Genomic DNA, 22,318 nt, shown 5'->3' with positions numbered 1-22,318 from the left:
CGTGCCTTTTTGGCGATGGCGATTGAAGCTGGAAGCTGGATTACGGTGCTGGTCAGGTTCGCGGGTCCTGCGCGCGACGGATTGCGGCAAATTCCATCAGGCGTTCATCACGCCATGCGCGGCGCGCTTCGAGGTCGGCCTGTGACAGATGCTCGCGGCGATGCGTCTCCACTTGCCCGATCAGGTCCGCATCCCACGTTGTCTCGTGACTGCGTGAATGGGCAATGCGCTGGTATAGCGGACCCAGCCGCACCGCATAGTCGGCCACGCCCCCCGGCGCATTGAGGTCGATGGTTTCGAATGGCCCCATGAACGACCAGCGCCAGCCCAGGCCGTCGCGGATGGTCTTGTCGACGTCCTCGCAACTGGCCACGCCGTCCTGCACCAGTGCCCATGCTTCGCGCAACAGCACGGCCTGCAGCCGGTTCAGTACAAACCCTTCGACTTCCTTGCGTACATGGACCACGGCCTGGCCTACGGCCCGCATCAGTGCATCGGCAAAGTCGACGGTGCTCGCTGCCGTTTCCGGCGACGGCACCAGTTCGACCACCGGGACCAGGTAGGGCGGATTGACCGGGTGTGCGATCAGCACACGCGGCGAGATCGACAAACCCAGCGCGAACGCCGAGCCGGGAATGCCGGACGTGGAACTGCCCACCACCACATCGGGCGAGGCCAGCACGTCCAGTTCCGCCATCAGTTGCCGCTTCACCTCGACGCGTTCGAGCACTGACTCCTGCACATAGGCAACGCCGTCCACAGCGTCGGCCAGCACGGCCACCGGCGTGATGCGCGCCAGCACTGTGGCGGGGTCCTCGTCGATCAGCCCGTGCCGCCGCAAGCCTTCGAGTTGCACTTCAATCAGCGGCATCGCCTTGCGCGTGATCTCGGGGTTGGCATCGAACATCTTTACGTTCAGGCCTGCGCGGGCAAAGACGATTGCCCAACCGGCGCCTACCAGGCCGGCACCGACAATGGCCACTGGGCGGCCGGCGCAGAGCGCCTGGATTTCATGGTGGTCAATCATGTGGTCTTGGTGATCCAGGTGGTCTTGGGTTTCTTGCTCTCTGGCTTGCGACTCCGGGCACCGACAGCGGTGTCGCGTGCACGCACGGTGCCGCGTTCAACCAGCACGCACGGCACGTCCACGCTGCGGGCCATGACCTGTCCGCCGATCTGGTCGAACAGCAGGGTCCGCGTGGCTTCCACCATCAGTTCCACGTTCTGGTTTACGGTGGTCAGGTCGAATGACGGCCACGCGGCCTGGGGCACGTTGTCGAAGCCCACCACCGACACATCGTGCGGCACCTGCACGCCCAGTTCGGCGCGCAAGGTTTCCAGCGCCGCGATGGCCATATGGTCATTGGCGGCGAACAGCGCATCGGGGCGGTTATCGGGGTCGCGGAACAGGTCGAGCACGGCACGTCGCGCTTCGGCAAAGTCATAGTGGCCAACGCCGCGCGCATACAGTGGCTGGCCCGCGGCATCTAGGGCGTCGCGCAACCCGGCCTCGCGATCGCGGCTGGTCGAGGCGTTCTCCGCGCCGGCCAGCCAGGCGATACGGCGATGCCCGGTGCGCAACAGCAGTTCGCCAACCAGCCGACCGCCGTCCCGGTTCTGCGAAGTGACCGAACTGGTCGAGTAGCCACCCAAGGACCCCACCTGCGCCACCCGGTTGAACAGCAACACGGGAATACCGGCATTGATGCAGTCATTGGCCAGCGCCGACGACAGTGTCGTGGATGCCATGACGATGCCATCGACCTGGTATTGCAGGATGTCGGTCAGCACGTCGTCGGCGTCTTCCGTCTGGCTGATAAACAGCAGCACGTGATAGCCATCCTTCTGCAGCGCCTGGCATAGCCGCTCGATCACTACTGGATAGAACTGGTTCTCCAGATAGCTCATGACCAACCCGATGATCCGGCTGCGACGCGTAATCAGGCTACGCGCAATGGCATTGGGCCGGTAACCGAGCTTGCGCGCCGCGGTTTCGATCCGCTCACGCGTTTCGGGCGCCACGCTGGCGCCCGGTGTGAAGGTGCGGCTGACCGCGGACTGCGACACTTCCGCCAGGCGAGCCACATCGTGGGCGGTAACTTTTTTCATGCTGCAGTCCAGCCGCCGTCGAGCATCAGCGCGCTGCCCGTCATCAGGCTCGAGGCATCGCTGGCCAGGAACACCACCGGACCCATGACTTCCTCGATCTGGCCCAGCCGGCCCAGCGCGATCTTGTCGAGCACAAAGCGGCGGAACGTCTGGTCCTCGAACATCGGCGCGGTCAGCGCCGTTTCGATAAACGTGGGGCACAGCGTATTGACGCGGATGCCCGCTGGGCCAAGCTCCCAGGCCAGCGCCTTGCTCATGCCTTCGACCGCATGCTTGCTGGCGCAATACAGCGTGCGACGCGGGCTACCCACATGCCCCATCTGCGACGAGACATTGATAATGGAACCCGGCAAACCGGCCGCCTGCAGGCCGCGCGCGACCTCACGCGAAACATAGAAGGTGGCCTTTACGTTCAGCGCAAAGACCGCATCGATATCTTCGTCGGGCGTATCGGTCAGCAGACGGGGCCGGTTCATACCGGCGTTGTTGACCAGGATCTGGAAGGGCGCGCGGCTACCGATCTCGCGCTGGACCGCTACCGGATCGGTAACGTCCAGCACCATGAAATCGGCGCTGGCGCCTTGCTCGCGAATCGCGCCGCAAGCGGCCTCCAGCTCGGCGGCGGAACGGGCCGCCAGCGTGACAGCGGCACCGGCTTGCGCCAGCGCCACGCCCGCCGCCAACCCGAGTCCGCGGCCACCACCGGTGACCAGCGCACGCTTGCCGTCGAGGCGAAAGCCGCCGAACGTAGGCAGTGGCGTCGCGGCTGTCACTGCTGCAACTCCGGCACCGGCTCGTACCAGGGCACGTCCGGACGGTTGCCATACCGGCGCACGCGGATATTGGCCTGCTCGCCGTGGCCGGCGAAGTTCTCCATATGGCACAGGCGCGAGCAGTATTCGCCAATCTCGGCGCTGGCGGCGTCCGTCGTCACGCGCTGGAAGGTGCAGGTCTTCAGGAACTTGCCGACCCACAGACCACCGGTGTAGCGCGCGGCCTTGTTGGTGGGCAGCGTGTGATTGGTACCAATGACCTTGTCGCCATAGGCCACGTTGGTGCGCGGGCCCAGGAACAGCGCGCCGTAGTTGGTCATGTTGTTCAGGAACCAGTCGGGTTCGCGCGTCATCACCTGCACGTGCTCCGAGGCGATCTCGTCGGCCTTCTGCAGCATCTCTTCGCGCGAGTCGCAAACGATCACTTCGCCAAAGTCAGCCCAGGACTTGGCGGCGATCTGTGCCGTCGGCAGGATCTTGAGCTGTCGCTCGATTTCCGCCATGGTGGCGTGCGCCAGCGCTTCGCTATCGGTCAGCAGCACCGCCGGCGAGGTCAGTCCGTGCTCGGCCTGGCCCAGCAGGTCGACCGCGCAGAGTTCGCCATCCACCGAGTCGTCGGCAATCACCAGCGTTTCGGTCGGTCCGGCAAACAGATCGATACCAACGCGGCCGAACAGCTGGCGCTTGGCTTCCGCCACGAACATGTTGCCCGGACCGACCAGCATGTCGACCGGCGCGATGCTCGGGGTACCCACCGCCATGGCCACGACCGCCTGCACGCCGCCGAGTACCAGAATCTCGTCCGCGCCAGCCATATGCATGGCGGCGACGATCGCCGGATGCGGCTCGCCATGGAACGGAGGCGCCGTCGCCACCACGCGCTTGACGCCCGCAACCTTGGCGGTCAACACGCTCATGTGCGCGGACGCCAGCAGCGGATACTTGCCGCCCGGGATATAGCAACCGACTGCATTCATGGGAACATGGCGATGCCCCAGGAACACGCCGGGACGCGTCTCGACTTCCACGTCCAGCATGGAGTCGCGCTGGATTTGCGCGAAGTTGCGCACCTGGGCCTGCGCAAAGCGGATGTCTTCCAGCTCACGCGCCGACAGGCTTTTCATCGCCTTCTCGATGCTGGCATCCGACAGGCGGAAATCCTGCGGATCCCAGTTATCGAACTTCTTGCTGTACTCACGCACGGCCGTATCGCCGCGCGCTTCGATATCGCGGATGATGCCTTCGACGGTGTTGCGAACGGCGGTGTCGTCTTCGGCGCGCGCCTGGATATCGCGTCCACGCTTGAGGTAACGAATCATGGGAATTTCCGTGGTTGGTTGTGCACGCAACTGTGCATACGTATGCAGACTAACTTTCTTGCATTCGTATGCAAACTAAGCGTTTTCCCTAGGATTTGCGGATAGCTGTTGCCCTAGGGAAAGCACCAAGACACCCGTCCTTGCAAGCGCCAGACGCTCTTCCTATGCTTGTCTCACAATTTGTCCGGACAAAATAATAAATACGGACACGACGATTTCGATCCGGTCACCCCGGGCCATATCACGTCGCAGGAAAGAGGAGACAAACGCATGTTCGCCCCACAAACATTCACGGCGATCGCCCTGTCGCTGGGCGTTGCCGCACTGGCCTTGCCCGCGCGGGCCGAATTTCCGGACAAACCCGTCAGGATCGTCGTGCCGTATTCGGCCGGTGGCGGCACCGATATCGTGGCCCGCCGACTGGCCGAACGCCTGACGCCGCGGCTCAAGCAACCCGTAGTGGTGGACAACCGTCCCGGTGCCAACGGCATCATCGGCACCGACTTCGTTGCCAAGTCGGCGCCTGACGGGCACACCTATGTGCTGGTGGTAAACACGCACCTGCTGAACCCGATCCTCTACAAGAAGATGCCGTATGACACGTTCAACGACCTGATCGGTGTGACGATGGTGTGCAAGTCGCCGTTGGTGTTTGTCACGCAGACCGCATTCCCCGCTACCAATGCGGTGGAGTTCGCCAAGCATGTCAAGGCGAAACCCGACAAGTACTCGTACGGCAGTTCCGAGAACATGACCCGCCTGGTAGGCGAGATGTTCAACAAGTACCAGCACCTCGACATGGTCAACGTGGCCTACAAGGGCGGCTCACCACTGATGACCGACGTGATCGGCGGCGTCACCACGGTTGGCGTCACCAGCGTGCTGACCGCCAAGCCGTTTATCACGGCCGGCAAGCTGCGCCCGCTGGCCGTGACCGGTGCGCAGCGCACCCCCGCCCTGCCCAATGTGCCGACCATGATCGAGTCCGGCATGAAGGACTTCGAGGTCTACACGTCATATAGCCTCTATGCCCCCGCGAAAACGCCCAAGGCCGCGCTGGAACGCATGCAGAAGGAAGTGCACGACATTGTGATGGCGCCGGACATGAAGGAAATCCTCGCGGAACAGGCCGCCACGCCGGTGGCGCAATCGGTGGATGAATTCAACACCGAGGTGAAGAAGGACTTTGCGTTCTGGCAACGCCTGGCCAAGGAAGTCAACCTGCAAGCGGAGTGAGAACAGTAAGAGGAGCGCATATGAACACGACCACGACCGAAATCCCTACGAGCAATGCCGTCCGCCCGGTGCCGGGCGGCTGGACGCGCGCCGACATGGAACGCGACCAGAGCTGGATCCACGTGCTGAGCGCCGACGAGATCGAAGCGCTCGAACACGCCCTGCGCCACGCGCTGGCCACCGGCAAGGACATGTTCGAGATGTCGATCGAGGACTTCCCGCTCGACGCACGCGTGCGTCGCCGCTTGGTGGCACTGGTAGATGAAATGCAGGGAGGCTTTGGCGTCAAGCTGTTGCGCGGCTTCCCGGTCGAACGCTGGGACGCCGATGCACTGCGTACGCTGTTCTGGGGTATTGGCCTGCTGCTGGGTGTAGCGCGTCCGCAAGGCAAGCTGAGCCAATTCGTCTCGGACGTGCGCGATGCGGGCGGCACCTATCGCTCGAATACGGGACGCGGCTACAACACGCGTTCTGGCCTCGACTTCCATGCCGACGGCAGCGACATGGTGGGGCTGTTCTGCGTGCGCACGGCCAAGCAGGGCGGGTCGAGCCTGATCACAAGCTCGATCGCCGCGCACAACGAAATGGTACGGCTGCGCCCGGACCTGGCCGCCGAACTGTATGCGCCGCTGATCTTCAGCCGGCAAGGCGAACAGGCCGCCGAGGAAGCGCCGTGGTACGCGGCGCCCATCTGCGGCGTGCGCGACGGGCACTTTGCCTGCCGCCATATTCGCAACCATATCAAGGGCGCTCAGGCGAGCTTTCCCGATGTACCCCGCCTCTCGCCGCAGCAGACCGAAGCGCTCGACATGTTCGACGCGCTGCTGGCGCGCGAAGACCTGTGCTATGACATGAACCTGCAACCTGGCGATATCCAGTTGCTGAACAACCATATCGTGCTGCATTCTCGCACCGAGTACGAAGACCATCCCGAGCCCGAGCGCAAGCGCCATCTGTTCCGGCTCTGGCTGTCGCTGCCGCAGGCCCAACCGCTGCCGCTCGGCTGGCTCGATGCCTACAAGGATGTGGACGCCGCGTGCGTGCGCGGCGGATTCCGCGGCACTGGCATCACGCCCGCGATCCGTGCGTTCGAAGCCCGCATGGCCAACGCCCATGGCATGAAACTGCGTATCTACCCCGTCAAGGAAGCTGCCTGATGACCACCACCCCATCCCAGGGCACTGCCCGTCCGTCCATGCGCGAACTGCTCGCACGCAAACGGTTGATTGCCGCGCCCGGCGTGTTCGACATGATCTCGGTGCGCATCGCCACCCGCATGGGATTCGACTGCCTCTACATGACCGGCTACGGCACCGTTGCGTCGTACCTCGGGCTGCCCGATGCGGGGCTGGCCACCTACACCGACATGGTGAACCGCGTTGGCGCGTTCTGCTCGGCGGCCACGGTCCCCATGATCTGCGACGGCGATACCGGCTACGGTGGCTTGCTCAATGTCGCGCACACCGTACGCGGCTACGAGCGCGCTGGTGCCAGCGTGATCCAGTTGGAGGACCAGGAATTCCCGAAAAAATGTGGCCATACGCCCGGCCGGCGCGTGATTCCCGTCGAGGACATGGTCAAGAAGATCCAGGTAGCCGTGGAAGCGCGTGAAAGCCCCGACTTCCTGATCCTGGCCCGTACCGATGCGCGTACAACGCTGGGGCTCGACGAAGCGCTGCGGCGCGCCGAGGCCTATGCACGCGCGGGCGCGGACATCCTGTTCGTGGAATCGCCCGAGTCCGAGAAGGAACTCGAGATCATCGGCCGGACCTTCGACCTGCCGCTGCTGGTCAATGTGGTGGAAACCGGCCGCACCCCGGTGCTGCCCGCCGACACGCTGGAGAAGATGGGATTTTCCATCGCCATCTATCCGGCGGTCGGCTTCCTGGCGATGGGCAAGGCACTCGAGGATGTCTACGGCCACGTCCAGACGCAACGCACATCGCTGGGCATTGGCGAGCGGCTCTATGACTTCCCGCGCTTCAACACGCTGATGGACTTCGAGTCGGTCTGGGCATTCGACAAACGACACGCTTCATGACAACTGCCCTGCCGGCGCCCGCGACCAGGCATGCGGCGCTCACGCTGGCCAGCACACTGGCGATCCAGATGCTGGCCACTGCGGCCACGCTGGCATTTGCGGTGCTGGCGCCCGTGATACCGGGCGTGGCACTGACCAGCGTCGGCGTGTTCCTGTCGCTGGTCTACGTTGGCGGCATGGCAGGCAGCCTCGCCGGGGCGGGGCTGGTCGGGGCGCTGGGGCCGGTGCGGGCCTCGCAACTGGGCCTGTTTATCCAGGCGATCGCACTCGGCATGCTGGCCACCGGCGTGGCGGAACTGCGGCCGGTAGCAGCGCTGGCAAGCGGCATCGGCTATGGCCCGATCACACCGGCCAGTTCGCAGATTCTCGCGCGCACCACTTCGCCCGGCCGCATCGGCTTTGTGTTCTCGCTCAAGCAGACCGGTGTGCCCCTGGGCGGGCTGCTGGCCGGCGCCGTGCTGTCACCGCTGGCGGCCCTGACCTCGTGGCAAGCCGCACTTGGTGCGCTGGCAGTGGCGGGCCTGCTTATCGCGGCGCTGAGCCAGCCGTTACGACGCATGCATGATGATGCCGCGACCGGCCATTTCGTGTTGAGGGCCAACTTGCGCCAGATGTTTGGCGATGTGCTCGGAGATCGCAGCCTGCGGTCGATGGCTGCGGTATCGCTGCTGTTTTCCGCATGCCAGCTATCGGTCAGCGGCTACCTGATGGTGTACCTGACCACCGAGATTGGCATTGGACTGACGCAGGCCGGCCTGATCTACGCCATTACACAGGGCGCGGGCATTGCCGGCCGCATCGCGTGGGGCCATCTTGCCGACGTGGTCGGCACGCCGCGTGGCGTGCTGGTGGTGCTCGCCGCGCTGATGTGCGCGAGCGCCGTGGCCACCGCGATGTTTACATCCCAGTGGACACTCGTGCCGCTGTGCCTGGTTGCCGCACTACTTGGTGCGACCGCGATCGGATGGAATGGCGTCTACCTCGGCGAAGTAGCGCGGCTGGCGCCGCCCGGGCGCGTGGCATCGGTTACCGGCGGCGCGCTGTTCTGCACCTATTTTGGCGTGGTATCGGGACCGCTCGCATTCGGCTACTTCGCGCAACGCATGCAGAGCCTGAGCGCTGCCTACCTGGCGCTGGCCATCGTGCCAGTGCTGGCGGCGGGACTGCTGCTATGGGGCGGCCGGGCCAGACCTACCCCGGCCACCAGTGGCATGGACGGCTGACGCCAGTGGCGTGGACATGCGACAACGCTTGCCCGCCACGACACGTCCCGGCTATGCTCCGTTTCGATATCCCACCTGACGCAAGCATCGCGATCCATGGAACAAGGCGGCACCCTCCCAGATGACTTTGCCGACGCGGACACCAGCGTGCGCGCCGACGCCATTCCTCGCTATCTCGCCCTCGCGCGTAGCCTGCGTGCCGAGATCGAGTCGGGAAAATATCCGGTGGGCAGCAAGCTCCCGACCGAGATGGAACTGTGCAAGCAGTTCGGGGCGAGCCGCCATACGGTGCGCGCCGCGATCGAACGGCTGGTAAGGCTCGAACTGATCAAGCGTACCCCGCGCATCGGAACGGTCGTCACCGCCGCGCGTGCCAAACAGGGCTACGAACTGGCAGTGGGCCAGGTAGGCGACCTGCTCCAGTACGCCGCCACCACGCGCATGCATGTACTGACACGCGAACTGCGTGAAGTCGACGAGCACGCCGACCCTGCGCTGCACCCCTACCAGGGACAGCTCTGGCTCGTGATCCGGGGCGTACGTACCGGCGACGACGCCGATACACCGATCTGCTACAACGAGGTGTGGGTACACCCCGACTATCGCGGTGTCCGCGGCACCGAGCAGGATATCGAAGCCTCGGTGTTTCATCTGATCGAGCAACAGTTCAACGTTGCCGTGTCCCGTATCGAGCAGATCGTCCATGCCGCTGCACTACCCGCCGGCATTGCCGAACTGCTCAAGATGCCGCCCGGCGCCGCGGGCCTGTGGATCAATCGCCAGTACCGCGACACCAGTGGCAACCTGATCGAGATGGCGTGGTCGGTGCACCCGGCCGAGAGCTTCTCATACCGGATGGTGCTCGACCGCACGTGGCGTAGCGGGAAGTAAGTCGGCCATCTGCCGGTTTTGGCCGGTCTTGACCGGTTTTGCGATAGGATGGCGCGGGTCACCAGGACCCCAACCCGCAAGGAAACCCGCGCTTGCCCGAAGCCCTCTCCCCCAGCCTCCCGTCCGAGTTTCCCACCTTCGAGACGTCGGATTTCGCGGGTGAGGGGGCGTTCTACTTCGACCTTGTGCGACTGCAGGACCGCGACGACATCCCGCGCGGCTTCCTGCACCGGCACAACTATTACCATCTGCTGTGGATGACCCGGGCAAGCGGCACGCATATGCTCGACTTCGCGCATTTCGACGTGCGCGACCACGCGGTATTTTTCCTCTCGCCAGGCCAGGTCCATGCCTGGACCTCGTCGGTCAAGCCCTACGGCTACGTGCTGAACTTCAGCACCGATTTCTTCGCGCGCATGTTTCCGCGCGCCGACGATGTCGCCAAGTTTCCGTTCTTCCACCCCACACGCGGCAACAGCGCGCTCTATCTCACGCCGGCCCAGCATGACGGCATGCTGCCGCTGCTCGAAGAGATGGCGCGCGAGGCGCGTGATCGCCAGCCCGGCTTCCGCGACGTGGTGCAGGCCTGCCTGCTGATCCTGCTTACGCGCCTGAGCCGCCTGTGCCCCGACAACGAGCAGCCCGGCGAGGTTGGTCCGCACCAGGCGCTGACGCGCCGCTTCACGATGCTGGTGGAAACGCACTACCTGCGCTTTGGCACGATCGGCCAATACGCCGAGGCACTCTGCGTGAGCGAGCGCCAGCTCAACGACGCGGTCAAGCGAACCTTGGCCCGCACCGCCAGCCAGGTGGTACAGGAACGCGTGGTACTCGAAGCCAAGCGCTGGCTCAGCAATACCGAAACGGGCATCGCCGAGATCGCGTTCCGTCTCAATATCGACGACCCGGCCTACTTCGCGCGCTTCTTCAAGAAGCAGACCGGCCTCACGCCGGGCGACTTCCGCAGGCAGCATTGCCGTCCGCTGGAATAACGCGCAAAAAAGTCCAATACAACGGCTGATCCGTCCTAACGCCGCCACCACGCGGCTGGGTACAGTGCTTCTCATGGTGCAGACATAAGAAACCAGCAGCACAGGAGACAGACATGTACAAAGCAATCGCTTCGTTGCGGCGCCTTGCCGTGGCTACCGCATTGGCAATCACTACTTTCAACGCGATGGCGGACTATCCCGATCGTCCCTTGCGCATCATCGTGCCGTTCGCCGCTGGTGGCGCCACCGATGTGATCGCGCGCACCGTGGCGCAAGCCATGTCGACCCGGCTCGGCCAGTCGGTCGTGGTGGAAAACAAAGCCGGCGCCAATGGCAATATCGGCGCCGTCTCGGCCGCGCGCTCAGACGCAGACGGCTACACGCTGCTGATGGCCACCTCCAGCCATGCGATCAACGCATCGCTGTACCAGAAGCTCAACTACAGCCTCACGCGCGACTTCGTCGGCCTGTCCAACCTGGCCTCGGTGCCGCTGCTGCTGGTAGTGAATCCGACGGTGCCGGTCAATTCGGCGAGCGAACTCGCCGCGTACGCCAAGACCCATGCCGGCCGCGTCAACTACGCATCGGGCGGCACCGGCACCGCGTCGCACCTGGCGGGCGAGCAGTTCAGCACGCTGGCCGGCACGAAAATGACACACGTGGCCTACAAGGGCGGCGCGCAGGCACTCAATGACGTGATGGGCGGCCAGGTGCAGGTCATGTTCGCCAACCTGCCCGAAGTCCTCGCGCAGGTACAGAGTGGCAAGCTCAAGGCGCTGGCGGTCACCGGCAGCAAGCGCCACGCCGCATTGCCAGACGTGCCCGCCTTCTCCGAAACGCCATTCCCGGGCATGACCGCCCGCTCGTGGTTCGGCCTGTTCGCACCGGCTGGCACGCCACCGGCCGCAGTCGCAAAGCTGTCGCAGGCCATCGTCCAGAGCGTGGCCGACCCTGCCGTCAAGGAACGCCTGAAAGGACTCGGCGCGGATCCGGTCGGCGACGACCAGCCTGCCTTCCAGAAATACGTGAACCAGGAAGTGGCGCGCTGGGCCGTGCTGGTCAAGCAGTCCGGCGCCACCGTCGACTGAATCCACCGATCAACGATTCACTATCCACCATCCGCCATCATTCGAGGAAACCCCATGCTGTACGACGTTCGCACCTACATCTGCCGCCCCGGCACGATCAAGAAACATCTGGCGTTGTATGCCGAGCACGGCTTCGCGACCCAGAGCCATCACCTGGGCAAGCCGCTGGCCTATATGCAAACCGAAACTGGCAACGTCAACAGCTACATGCATATCTGGGTCTACGACAGCGCAGCCGACCGCGAGGCAAAGCGCCAGGCGCTGCAGAAAGACCCGGCCTGGGCCAACTACCTGAAGATGAGCGCCGAAGCCGGCTACCTGATCAGCCAGGAAAACCAGCTGATGACGCCGGTATCGTTCTTCCAGCCGTAGGCCAGCATTCACATTCTTGTCGATCGGGGCCCTAGACCATGCATCGCGGGGCCTTGAAATCAATCACGCCGCGCACGATGTCGCGCATCGCCGAAATCAACGGCCGTGTGTCGTCACGGCGCCATTGCACGGCATAGTGCAGCGGCTCCAGCGCGTCGCTATCGGGCAGGATGCGCAGGGCGCCGCGTTCGACCAGTGCGTCGGCCCACTGCCTCGGGACGAAGCCGAAGCCGATCCCTTCCACCAGCATGCCGACGACAGCGCCCCAGCTGTTGCACATCAGGCGCCGGCCAACCATCAGTCCACGGCGGGCCAGCCATTGATCGAGCACGCGTGTTCCCCCTGCGCCAACCGGCAGTGTCAGTAGGGTGTGCTCGCCCATCAAAACGCGCGGATCATCGGTCCCGGCCATGTCAAGGAACGACTGGCTCGCGACCCATGCGAAATCCACCTGGCTAATCCGTTCGGCCGCCAGGCTGCTTCGCGTGGATGGTCCTGCGAGTACCGCGATATCGAGCTCACCATCGTGAAGCCGTTGCTCGAGGATCTGGCCGATATCCACGTAAGGTTCGAGCAGCAAACCCGGATGGCGCGACGAGACTTCGCGCACGAGCTTCGGCAGCCAGGTCAGGCCGCTCAGTTCGCCAAAGCCGATCCGGCATCGTCCAATCAAGCCATGGCGTTGACCCGCCGATTGCTGCAGGTCTGCTGCCGCATGGAGCAAGGCACGGATCTGCGGGAGCATCTGCTCGCCGTGCGCCGTCAGTTCGGCGCTGCGTCCGCTGCGGTCGAACAGCTCCACGCCCAGTGACGCCTCCAGTTCGGCAATCCGCTTCGATAGCGAGGAGACCGACAGGTGCACGCGCTCCGCCGCCACCGTGAAGTTGACGCACGTGGCGGCCCAGTAGAAAGCCTCAAGTTGCTTAAGAGTCATGGTGCGGCCGGCCAAGCGCCGATATTTTCCTAAAAGCGAAATTATATATTCGTTATTTTTCGCTTTTGTCGTTGCATCGGGGTTGCTAGATTTGCCTGCAACGCATAGCCATCGCACTTATGTCAGCCGCTCCCCTCGACGACGCCGCACCCGCTTCAGCACCTCACCCCGGTAGCAACGGGGCGTCGCGCGTCGCCCCAATTGCCCACTATGGGCGGGAAGCCGCCTGGCTCAAGCAGCGAGTACTGGCTCTGCAAGATTTCGAGCCGCTGGCCCGCCAGCGTTTGCCCGGCCCCCTGTACGCCTACGTGAGCGGGGCGGTCGAAGACAACGTTTCCCGGGAACAGAACCGCAGCCAGTTCGAAGAGATCGCGCTACGACCGCGCGTGCTGGTTGGGGTGGCAAGCCGGGACCTGAGCATCAGCCTGTTCGGTCGCCACTACGCCGCGCCGTTCGGTCTGGCACCGATGGGCATCTCGGCGCTGTTCGCCTACCGTGGCGATGTGGTCCTGGCCCAGGCGGCTTCCCAGGCAAGCGTGCCGGCAATCATGAGCGGCTCATCACTGATCCGGCTCGAAGAAGTCATGGAAGCCGCTCCCGGCACCTGGTTCCAGGCCTACCTGCCCGGTGAGATGCGCCATATCGAAGGGCTGCTGGCGCGTGCGGAGGCTGCCCGGGTCGAAACACTGGTCATCACCGTCGACACACCGGTGGCCGGCAACCGCGAGAACAATGTGCGCGCGGGCTTCTCCACACCGTTGCGGCCCAGCGCGGCGCTTGCCTGGCAGGGCATGACCCACCCGCGCTGGTTGCTGGGCACGTTTGCCCGCACGCTGCTGCGCCACGGCGTGCCTCACTTCGAGAATGCCTACGCCCATCGCGGCGCGCCCATCGTCTCGCGTAATGTTGAACGCGATTTCTCTGACCGCGCCCATTTCACATGGGATCACCTGGCTACCATCCGCCGCCGCTGGCGTGGGCCGCTGGTCGTCAAGGGCATCCTGACCGCAGAAGACGCGCGCCTTGCCCATCGACACGGGGTGGACGGCATTATCGTTTCGAACCACGGCGGCAGGCAGCTTGATGGCGCCATTGCGCCCCTGCGTGCCCTGCCGGAAATCGTCGAGGCTGTCCCGCAATTGCCGGTGATGCTCGATAGCGGTGTGCGTCGCGGCACCGATGTGATCAAGGCCATCGCGATGGGGGCCCGCTGCGTGTTTGTCGGACGACCCTTCGCCTATGCGGCGGCCGTGGCATCCGGCCAGGGCGTCGCGCACGGCATCGCGCTTATGCACGCCGAAATCTCACGCGACATGGCCATGCTCGGCACCACCCATGTAAGCGATATCGGCGCGCATTGCATCCAGCGCCCGCGCTAGGCACCGTTCCAACCCCAAACCATTCCAACAGGCCCGGCCCTTGAGGCCGACACAGGAGACAACAAGATGACCTCGCCGCACGGCTTTCGCATTCACCCGCGCCCCGCACACACCGTAAGCACCGCACTGATGGAGCGCTTCCGCAATTTCCCGGTGGCCAATGTCAGTGACGCCATGAGCCGCACCACCGGCACCACGCAACTGCGCGCATTCCACCGTCGCGAGGGCACCCTGGTCGGCCGTGCGCTTACCGTTCGCACGCGCCCCGGCGACAACCTCATGGTGCACAAGGCGATTGATCTCTCGGGCCCGGGTGACGTGATCGTGGTGGACGCCGGCGGTGTGGGACCCAATGCCATCATCGGCGAGATCATGCTGGCCCTGGCCATTGCACGCGGCGCAGCCGGCTTTGTCATCGACGGATTGATCCGCGACAGCGACACGATCGGCAAGGAACCGCTGCCGGTCTATGCGCGCGGCGTGTCGCACCGTGGCCCCTACAAGGACGGCCCCGGCGAACTCCACGTGCCGGTGTGCATCGACGGCATGGTGGTGCGGCCTGGTGACCTGATCATTGGCGATGGTGACGGCTTGCTGGTGGTGCCCGCCGAAGAGGCCGAGGCGATTGCGGTTCGCGTGGAAGAAATCCAGAAAACCGAGGCTGCCGTTCTCGATTCCATTGCACAGGGTCGCGCAGACCGGACCTGGGTGGATCGTTCCCTGGCCGACAAGGGGGTACTGTGAGCCAGTCACGCAACGCGGCGCAGGAACCGCATCAGGTAGTGCGTTTCGACTACTGGCTCGACGCCGCCTTTAACCGCATCGTAGGGGAAGCCCCCGGCATCAGCCTGCACACATGCCAGCGCGATGGCGCCGACGATGAAGCATGGGCGCGCCTGTCGCAGGCGCACGTGTACCAGATCACGGCCGCCAAGGACGAACTGCCGCGCCGCTGGTTCGTGACCGCGGACTTGCTCGCACGCTGTCCGAATCTCATTGCGGTGTCGTCGAGCGGATCCGGGTGCGACACCATTGATATCGATGCCTGCACGGCGGCGGGCGTGGCGGTCATGAACCAGGCCGGTGGCAATGCCGATTCCGTTGCCGAGATGGCGGTTGGCCTGATGCTGTCCGTGATGCGACGCATCCCGGAATCCGACCGCCGCATGAAATCGCACAGTACCGGAAGCCGCGAGGACCTGATGGGCCACGAACTGCGCGGGCGCACGCTTGGCCTGGTCGGCGTGGGACATGCGGGCACCCGTGCGGCGGCACTCGGCCGCGCATTCGGCATGCGCGTGATTGGCTTCGACCCGTTCCTTGGCGACGCGGAGATGGCCAGCCGGGGCGCAGAATCCGTCTCGTTCGACGAGTTGCTGCGCAGCGCCGACATCGTTTCGCTGCACTGCCCGCGAGACGCCAGCACACTGGGGATGTTCAACGCGCAGGCTTTCGCGGCAATGCGCACCGGGAGCATCTTCGTCAGCACGGCACGTGGCGGCATTCACGATGAGAGCGCGCTGTATGCGGCGCTGTCGAGTGGCCATCTTGCCGGCGCCGGCCTCGATGTCTGGGACCAGGAGCCGCCGCCGCCCGGTCATCCGCTTCTGACACTCGATAACGTCGTCGCCACGTTTCACACAGCGGGCGTCACCCATGATGCGCGCCGCCGGAACGCTACGCTGGCCGCCACGCAAATCGTCGATCTACTCAGAACTGGCGCTAAACCAGCGCGCATTGTGAACCCTGAAGTCTGGCCGCTGGTCCGCCAGCGCATCGAGACACTGGAGTTGACCACGGCAGGCTGACGCATCGCGCTTTACAACAATACGCCTGCCTCAAGAGGGCAGGCGAAGGAGACAAAACATGAAACGCACTACCGACTCCCATCGTCGGCGTCTTTCGCTCGGCCTTGCCGCCTGCGCGCTCGGCGCCGTGATTGGCACCATGGCGCCGCTCGCGGCCAGCGCCGAAACCGCTGCGTGGCCGAACCGACCGATTGAAATGATCGTGGCCTACGCCCCGGGTGGCGGCACTGACCTGGTCGCCCGCCTGCTGGCCCGGCATCTGGAAAAAGAGCTTGGCGCAACCATCGTGGTCCAGAACAAGCCCGGCGCGGGTGGCGCCATTGGCTTCGCTGAACTGGCACGCGCCACGCCGGACGGCTACACCATCGGCTTTATCAACACGCCGAACCTGTTGACGATCCCAATCGAACGCAAGACCACGTTCACGTGGAAAAGTTACGACCTGATCGGCAACCTTGTCGATGACCCGGGCGCATTCACCGTCAACCAGTCGAGCAATATCGATTCACTGGCTACGCTCGTGAAGTACGCCAAGGCAAACCCCGGTGCAGTGACCGTGGGCACTACCGGCGTGGGCTCCGACGACCACCTCGCCATGCTGTTGTTCGAAAAGGCCTCGGGCGTGAAGATGACGCACGTCGGCTACAAGGGTGCGGGCGAGGTGCGAGGCGCACTGGCTGGCCAGCAGATCACGATCGGCGCCATCAATGTGGGCGAGGCACTGGCCTACCAGAAAGGCGGCACGCCGCTGAAGTTCCTGGGACAGATGGGACTTTCACGCGCGGTACTGGCGCCCAACGTTGCAACGTTCCGCGAGCAGGGCTTCAACATCGAGCTTGCATCGCTGCGCGGCCTGGCAGCGCCCAAGGGACTGCCGGAGCCAGTCAAGAAGAAGCTAGTCGATGCCATGGCGAAGGTGGCAGCGGACCCGCAGTTCAAACAGCAAGCCGATGCCATGTTTGCGCCGCTGCGCTATCTTGCCCCGGCCGCATATGCCGCAGAACTCGAACGCGGCGAGGCAGGCTTCCGCCAACTGTGGAAGGAGATGCCATGGCAGGAAAAGTAAGCCGGTTTCTGCAACTCGCCGCCGTTCGAGTCGCCACCGGTTGCGCAACGCTGACCTGCTCCACACTGCTGTGGGCACAGCCAGCGTTGCCACCGGGCCCGATCACCATGGTCGTCGGCTGGCCTGCGGGCGGACCCTCGGACGCCGTGGCCCGTCTGGTGTCTGCGCAAATGTCCCGGACGCTGGGTCAGTCCATCGTCATCGACAACCGTGCCGGGGCTGGCGGCAATATTGGCTCGGATATCGCCGCGCGCGCGAAACCCGATGGGAGCACCATCATGCTTGCCACGGCGACCTCGCACGGGCTCAATTCCGCGCTCTATAGCCGGCTCAACTACGACCCGCTCAAGGACTTCGCGCCGATTGGCATGATTACGACCTCGCCAGGCGTGATGCTGGTTCCCAAGGATTCGCCGTATCGTTCAGTAGCAGAGTTGGTGGCAAAGGCACGCATGCAGCCCGGTCAATTGAACTACGGTTCCGGGGGCGTCGGGTCGAGCCAGCATCTTGCCGGCGCGGTCTTCAGGAAGCTGGCCAACGTGGACGTGGCACACATCCCGTTCAAGGGCACCGCCCCGGCGATGACCGACCTGATGGCCGGCCGGGTGGATTTCATCATCACGACGGGAGCGCTACCGTTTATCCGTTCTGGCAAGGTTCGTCCACTTGCCGTGGCCGGGCATCAGCGTCTGCCTGCACTCCCCGACGTGCCGACATTCGACGAAGCCGGGGTGAAGGGCTTCTACACCGATTCCTGGTATGGACTGGTGGCGCCAGCAAACACACCACGACCAGCGCTGGAGAAGTTGAACGCAGCGCTGAATCAGGCCTTGCGGGATCCCGAGCTTCAGAAGCAGTTCTCTGAGCAAGGCTCGCTGCCGGTAAAGCCAATGAACGTGGACGAGTTCTGGGCCTTTGTCAAAAAGCAGATGCCCAGCGCGGCGGAGCAGGTTCGCATCTCCGGGGCCAAGGCGGATTAGAGGAGATGTAAAGTCCCGTAAGAATGCGTCGTTAGTAAACACTCGCTGTGCGTATCCCGCTACGGCGCTTTCCAGAGGCGAGCAGCACCATCCTGCTGCTCGCTTTTTTCTGGCGCGCGAGCATCATGACCGGGGGTGCGTGAGCGCCAAAGCGGCAACAAACGCTCGCACGGCAGGACTTTCATCATCGGCTCTGGTCACCGCCACCAGGGTCGCTTGCGTTTGCATATTTGCGATGCGCACAAAGGCCACGTCACTTCTGTTGGCCGCAGCAACCGAAGCGCCAACCAGCGTGAAGCCCAGTCCTGCAGCCACCAGGCCCAAGGCCGTGTGAATCTCGATGGCTTCGTGTCCCGCCCGTGGATTGCCTCCTGCCTGACGAAGCGCATCCACCATCAGACTGGCGAACCGACTTTGCGGGTCTTTCGGATACCGGATAAGCGCCAATTCATCCAGCTCAGCGGCCCGCACCGCCTTGCGTTTCGCTAACGGTGACCGGATTGGTACTGCTGCGACGAAGGGGTCATCGAACAACTCCGTGTAGACCAGGTCTGTGGCCCGATCGAACTCGCCAATGTAGCGCGAGATACCAACGTCAATCCGGCCACTGCGCAGCAATTCAGGCTGATGCTCGGATAGTTGCTCCAGCAGGTCTAACTGAATGCCCGGTAGCTTTTCCCGAAAGCGCCGTACAGCCTCGGGGACGATCGAGAAGATTGCGGAGCGGGTGAATCCAATGCCTAGCCAGCCGAGATTGCCAGCTGCCACCGCCCTTGCCTCCTCATCGAGTCGACGCATCTGGGACAGCAGTTCCTTCGCCCGCGGGTACAGGAATTTGCCCGTAGCGGTCAGGGTCATCGGCCGGTTGGCGCGGTCGAACACCGGCGCGCCCAGTAGCGACTCCAACTGCGATATCTGCATGCTGATTGCCGTGGGCGCGACGAACAGGCGACCGGCGGCGGCCACGGCGCTCCCGGCATCCACCACTTCACAGAAGTACCGCAGCTGCTTCAAGTTCATTTTTTTTGAATGTAGGTCCAATTTTCGGCGTTTGATTCAGTCCAGACTTTACTCGAAACTCCAGTCAACCCACATGGAGTTATGCAATGGACGGTGCTTCAACCCCTTCGAAAAGCCTGCTGGACGCAGCGCGTGACCTCAGCACAGCCGAAATCTCGGACGCGCTCGACTATTTCAAACTGCCCGGTAGCGCACTCGGCATCGGTCTGCAGGCAGGCGTGCCGCGCATCTTTGGCCAAGCCTTCACGGTTGCATTCGTGCCGGTGGATACCGCCACGCCCGGCACGGTCGGCGACTACCTGGACGACATCCCCCAGGGCGCAGTGGCCGTCCTCGACAATTCCGGACGCGTCGACTGCACCGTATGGGGCGGCATCATGAGCAAGATCGCAAAGCAACGCGGCATCGCCGGCACCGTTATCAACGGCGTCTGTCGTGACACTGCAGAGGCCCAGGAGGTCGACTACCCGCTCTATGCACGTGGACGATTCATGCGCACCGGCAAGGACCGCGTGCAGGTCAGCACCGTGGGCGAAGTCGTCAGCCTGGGCGATGTCCGCGTGAAACCTGGTGACTACATCGTTGCCGACGCCGACGGCGTGGTGGTCATACCGGAAGCGCGTGCCGCGGAAGTGTTCGAGCGCGCCCTTCGCACCTGCGAAGTGGAAGGGAAGATTCTCGAAGCAGCACTGGCCGGCAACTCCCTGCGAGAAGCGCGTCGCCAGTTTGGCTACCACACGCTGCAGCGCACTGGCCACTGACGCCATCCCAACAAAAAAATATCGGAGACAGAATGACCTGGAAGATGCATCCCGTGGCCGCGTTTGCGGCCGCTACCGTAGCGTGCGCACTTACCTCCGTACCCGTTGCGGCTGCTGAAGCGTACCCTTGCCCGACCGTGCGTCTGGTATCGCCTTACCCGCCGGGTGGAACGACGGACATTCTCGCGCGCATCGTGTCGCCCGGATTGTCGAAGCGGCTCGGCGTCACGGTTATCGTCGACAACAAGGGCGGCGCCAGCAGCAACATCGGCACCGATTTTGTCTCGCGCGCCAAGCCGGACGGCTGTACGGCATTGCTCGGAAACAATACCGGGATCGTCATTAACCGGAACCTCTACAAGCTGAAGCTCGACCCGACTCAAGCGCTCGCACCGGTAGGCGAAGTGGCCTCGGTTCCGCTTGTTCTATACGTCAATGCATCGCTTCCCGCGAAAACCGTAGGGCAGTTGACCGACCTGATCAAGACTGCGCCCGGGAAATACAGCTATGCATCGGGAGGCAGCGGCAGCCCGCAGCATCTGGCAGGCGAGATGCTGAAGCTCGAGCGGCAACTGGACATGGTGCACGTTCCCTATCGGGGGCAAGGTCCGGCGCTGAGCGATGTCATCGCAGGCCAGGTACCGATTGCGTTCGAGACGACGACTGCCATCGCACCGCACATCAAAGCGGGAAAGCTGCGACTACTGGCCACCACCGGAGCAAAGCGTTCGAAGACGCTGCCGGACGTGCCAACCATGCAGGAATCCGGGTTCCCTGGCTTCGTCATCGAGAACTGGTACGGCCTGTTCGTGCCCGCCGAAACGCCGGCCCCGCTTATCCAGAGGCTGAACGCAGAACTCAATGCCGTCCTTGCCGAACCAGACGTCGCAGCGAAACTGAACGATATGGGTTCCAGCGACGTTCGCGGCACGCCGGCTCAGTTCCGCACGTTTATCACGAAAGAGATGCCGTACTGGGAATCGCTGGTCAAGCGGTCTGGTGCGAAGGTCGACTGAACATCAACGAATTCGGAATCCATAGAAGATGACAAATCCTGCTACCGCAGAACAGCTCGCGCGCCTCGTGCGGCTTGGCACCGCAACCATTCACGAGGCCCAGGGCCAACGCGGAGCCGTGGATCCGGCCATCGCACCGCTGGACCCTTCGATGCGTGTGGCCGGCCCCGCCCTGACCGTCGACATCCGGCCTGGGGACAATCTGATGATTCACTATGCACTGACAAAAGCGCGGCCAGGCGACGTGCTCGTCGTCGACGCCAAGCAATTCGTCAATGCGGGCCCTTGGGGCGACGTGCTGACGTTTGCCGCACAAAAGATCGGCATCGCAGGCCTGGTGATCGACGGCGCTGTCCGCGATGCAACCAACATTGTCGAGATGGGCTTCCCGGTGTTCTGCCGCGGCCTCAGCATTCGCGGGACCAACAAAGTACAACCGGGCCGATTGAACGTACCGGTCGTGGTTGGCGGCGTCCCAATCAATCCTGGCGACATCGTGGTCGGCGACCGTGACGGTCTCGTTGTCGTAGCAGCAGACGAACTGCAATCGGTCATCGAAGCCAGCGAAGCGCGCGAGGAAAAGGAAGCCGGCATGAGGAAGAAGCTTGAGCAAGGAGCCACCATGGTCGAGCTGCTTGGCCTTCAGGGCACGCTTGATTCGTATGGGCTGAGGTGAATCAACTCCCAGATCGGACTCAGCAGTAATGTTGCCGTCTTGATTACCTTGGCCCACGTTGCAAGTTCCTGGTACCTGCCGGCGCGAAGACGGCAAACCACGATTCGACGTTGTAGCTCGGCAGACCGGCTTCGGCAGTGGTCGGAACATCGGGCATCGACGGATGTCGCTTGGGGCCGGTATAGGCCAGTGCCTTGATCTTTCCTGCCTTGACCTGGCCTATACCAGGTTCAACGCCATCGGCTTGCCCATTTGGCCAAGGCCAACGAAACCGACCATGGTGCGGTTGGAAGATGCAATGGTCATGCGTCGGCCCTCTCGGAGATCTCGATCAGATTCAGGTCGGGGTCACGCAGGTATATCGAACGAAGGCGATAGTTCGCGCCGGTCCGTGCGACCGGTCCTTCGATAATGGTGGCTCCACGAGCATTGAGTTGGGCGATGACCTCATCGAGGGGTATCGAGGCAATGAAGCAGAGTTCGAGAGCACCCGGCACAGGAAGATGGGCCTTGGGTTCGAACTCCCAGCCTTTCACGTGCAGGTTGATCGGAAATGCGCGTCAAACCTCGTCCTTCAGGGTCCTTCAGGGCGAGGAAGGATAGCGCGGACGCCGTAGACGTCCTTTGCGGCGGT

General features: G+C 63.7%; 22 protein-coding genes and 2 pseudogenes. 16 read left to right on the top strand and 8 right to left on the bottom strand.

Annotation, left to right across the window (positions count from 1 at the left end; genetic code table 11):
* Positions 1-52: 52 nt before the first annotated feature.
* The 4 genes from ACO550_RS33745 to hisD are packed head-to-tail and all read right to left on the bottom strand — an operon-like array spanning position 53 to position 4,201.
* On the bottom strand, positions 53-1,027 hold the full coding sequence (locus ACO550_RS33745; RefSeq protein WP_315597636.1) for a 3-hydroxyacyl-CoA dehydrogenase: 975 nt from the start codon (positions 1,025-1,027) through the stop codon (positions 53-55).
* Positions 1,024-2,109: a substrate-binding domain-containing protein gene (locus ACO550_RS33740; protein ID WP_315597637.1), complete on the bottom strand. Its 1,086-nt coding sequence runs from the start codon at positions 2,107-2,109 to the stop codon at positions 1,024-1,026. Before ACO550_RS33740 ends, ACO550_RS33745 begins: the two co-directional genes overlap by 4 nt.
* Positions 2,106-2,882 carry an SDR family NAD(P)-dependent oxidoreductase gene (locus ACO550_RS33735; protein ID WP_315597638.1) on the bottom strand — a complete coding sequence of 259 codons (777 nt, stop codon included), beginning with the start codon at positions 2,880-2,882 and terminating at the stop codon, positions 2,106-2,108. Before ACO550_RS33735 ends, ACO550_RS33740 begins: the two co-directional genes overlap by 4 nt.
* Positions 2,879-4,201, bottom strand: a complete 1,323-nt coding sequence (hisD, locus tag ACO550_RS33730) for a histidinol dehydrogenase (protein WP_315597639.1) — start codon at positions 4,199-4,201, stop codon at positions 2,879-2,881. Before hisD ends, ACO550_RS33735 begins: the two co-directional genes overlap by 4 nt.
* Positions 4,202-4,471: 270 nt before the next feature.
* Between hisD and ACO550_RS33725 the strand changes: the two genes are divergently transcribed.
* From ACO550_RS33725 to ACO550_RS33690, 8 genes are all read left to right on the top strand, one after another.
* Positions 4,472-5,437, top strand: a complete 966-nt coding sequence (locus ACO550_RS33725) for a tripartite tricarboxylate transporter substrate-binding protein (RefSeq protein ID WP_315597640.1) — start codon at positions 4,472-4,474, stop codon at positions 5,435-5,437.
* Between the two features lie 20 nt (positions 5,438-5,457).
* Complete coding sequence (locus ACO550_RS33720) at positions 5,458-6,594, top strand: TauD/TfdA family dioxygenase (RefSeq protein WP_315597641.1); 1,137 nt, start codon at positions 5,458-5,460, stop codon at positions 6,592-6,594.
* Between the two features lie 38 nt (positions 6,595-6,632).
* On the top strand, positions 6,633-7,478 hold the full coding sequence (locus tag ACO550_RS33715) for an isocitrate lyase/PEP mutase family protein (protein ID WP_485995094.1): 846 nt from the start codon (positions 6,633-6,635) through the stop codon (positions 7,476-7,478).
* Entirely contained in the window at positions 7,475-8,701 is a 1,227-nt protein-coding gene (locus tag ACO550_RS33710) for an MFS transporter (protein ID WP_315597643.1), read from the top strand. Before ACO550_RS33715 ends, ACO550_RS33710 begins: the two co-directional genes overlap by 4 nt.
* Positions 8,702-8,797: 96 nt before the next feature.
* Positions 8,798-9,592, top strand: coding sequence for a GntR family transcriptional regulator (locus ACO550_RS33705; protein WP_315597644.1), 795 nt, complete (start codon positions 8,798-8,800; stop codon positions 9,590-9,592).
* A 92-nt stretch (positions 9,593-9,684) separates the two neighbouring features.
* Entirely contained in the window at positions 9,685-10,584 is a 900-nt protein-coding gene (locus ACO550_RS33700; RefSeq protein ID WP_315597645.1) for a helix-turn-helix domain-containing protein, read from the top strand.
* Positions 10,585-10,697: 113 nt separating this feature from the next.
* On the top strand, positions 10,698-11,672 hold the full coding sequence (locus ACO550_RS33695; RefSeq protein WP_315597646.1) for a tripartite tricarboxylate transporter substrate-binding protein: 975 nt from the start codon (positions 10,698-10,700) through the stop codon (positions 11,670-11,672).
* 54 nt (positions 11,673-11,726) lie between these two features.
* The gene (locus tag ACO550_RS33690) at positions 11,727-12,044 is read left to right on the top strand and encodes an NIPSNAP family protein (protein WP_315597647.1); all 318 of its coding nucleotides are present in this window, start codon (positions 11,727-11,729) and stop codon (positions 12,042-12,044) included.
* A 31-nt stretch (positions 12,045-12,075) separates the two neighbouring features.
* On the opposite strand, the gene ACO550_RS33685 is transcribed toward ACO550_RS33690, so the two are convergent.
* Positions 12,076-12,978 (bottom strand): LysR substrate-binding domain-containing protein, encoded by a 903-nt coding sequence (locus ACO550_RS33685; RefSeq protein ID WP_315597648.1) that lies wholly within the window; start codon positions 12,976-12,978, stop codon positions 12,076-12,078.
* A 119-nt stretch (positions 12,979-13,097) separates the two neighbouring features.
* Here ACO550_RS33685 and ACO550_RS33680 point away from each other — a divergent pair, with 119 nt between their 5' ends.
* The 5 genes from ACO550_RS33680 to ACO550_RS33660 all read left to right on the top strand — a co-directional run bounded on the left by ACO550_RS33680 (position 13,098) and on the right by ACO550_RS33660 (position 18,211).
* A complete protein-coding gene (locus ACO550_RS33680; RefSeq protein ID WP_315597649.1) occupies positions 13,098-14,357 on the top strand; it encodes an alpha-hydroxy-acid oxidizing protein in 1,260 nt (419 codons plus the stop codon).
* A gap of 66 nt (positions 14,358-14,423) precedes the next feature.
* Entirely contained in the window at positions 14,424-15,101 is a 678-nt protein-coding gene (locus ACO550_RS33675) for an RraA family protein (RefSeq protein ID WP_315597650.1), read from the top strand.
* Positions 15,098-16,165 (top strand): NAD(P)-dependent oxidoreductase, encoded by a 1,068-nt coding sequence (locus ACO550_RS33670; protein ID WP_315597651.1) that lies wholly within the window; start codon positions 15,098-15,100, stop codon positions 16,163-16,165. Before ACO550_RS33675 ends, ACO550_RS33670 begins: the two co-directional genes overlap by 4 nt.
* A gap of 58 nt (positions 16,166-16,223) precedes the next feature.
* Entirely contained in the window at positions 16,224-17,231 is a 1,008-nt protein-coding gene (locus tag ACO550_RS33665; protein ID WP_315597652.1) for a tripartite tricarboxylate transporter substrate binding protein, read from the top strand.
* Positions 17,216-18,211 carry a tripartite tricarboxylate transporter substrate binding protein gene (locus tag ACO550_RS33660; RefSeq protein ID WP_315597653.1) on the top strand — a complete coding sequence of 332 codons (996 nt, stop codon included), beginning with the start codon at positions 17,216-17,218 and terminating at the stop codon, positions 18,209-18,211. Before ACO550_RS33665 ends, ACO550_RS33660 begins: the two co-directional genes overlap by 16 nt.
* Before the next feature lie 123 nt (positions 18,212-18,334).
* Here the strand turns inward: ACO550_RS33660 and ACO550_RS33655 are convergent, their stop codons facing one another.
* Positions 18,335-19,231 (bottom strand): LysR family transcriptional regulator, encoded by an 897-nt coding sequence (locus ACO550_RS33655; protein ID WP_315597654.1) that lies wholly within the window; start codon positions 19,229-19,231, stop codon positions 18,335-18,337.
* 86 nt (positions 19,232-19,317) lie between these two features.
* Between ACO550_RS33655 and ACO550_RS33650 the strand changes: the two genes are divergently transcribed.
* From ACO550_RS33650 to ACO550_RS33640, 3 genes are read left to right on the top strand one after another with little or no spacing between them, the layout of a single operon-like run.
* Positions 19,318-19,992 (top strand): RraA family protein, encoded by a 675-nt coding sequence (locus tag ACO550_RS33650; protein ID WP_315597655.1) that lies wholly within the window; start codon positions 19,318-19,320, stop codon positions 19,990-19,992.
* A 32-nt stretch (positions 19,993-20,024) separates the two neighbouring features.
* Positions 20,025-21,008, top strand: coding sequence for a tripartite tricarboxylate transporter substrate-binding protein (locus ACO550_RS33645; protein ID WP_315597656.1), 984 nt, complete (start codon positions 20,025-20,027; stop codon positions 21,006-21,008).
* Positions 21,009-21,036: 28 nt separating this feature from the next.
* Positions 21,037-21,684 (top strand): 4-carboxy-4-hydroxy-2-oxoadipate aldolase/oxaloacetate decarboxylase, encoded by a 648-nt coding sequence (locus ACO550_RS33640; protein ID WP_315597657.1) that lies wholly within the window; start codon positions 21,037-21,039, stop codon positions 21,682-21,684.
* Positions 21,685-21,754: 70 nt separating this feature from the next.
* On the opposite strand, the pseudogene ACO550_RS33635 reads toward ACO550_RS33640, so the two are convergent.
* Both ACO550_RS33635 and ACO550_RS33630 read right to left on the bottom strand, forming a co-directional pair.
* Positions 21,755-21,898, bottom strand: a pseudogene (locus ACO550_RS33635) (tripartite tricarboxylate transporter substrate-binding protein); the annotation flags it as partial.
* Between the two features lie 88 nt (positions 21,899-21,986).
* Positions 21,987-22,232 (bottom strand): annotated as a pseudogene (locus ACO550_RS33630) (VOC family protein); the annotation flags it as partial.
* Positions 22,233-22,318 lie beyond the last annotated feature (86 nt).

The sequence above is a fragment of the Cupriavidus sp. genome, assembly GCF_057315035.1.
This window is presented reverse-complemented; position numbering and strand designations above follow the sequence as displayed.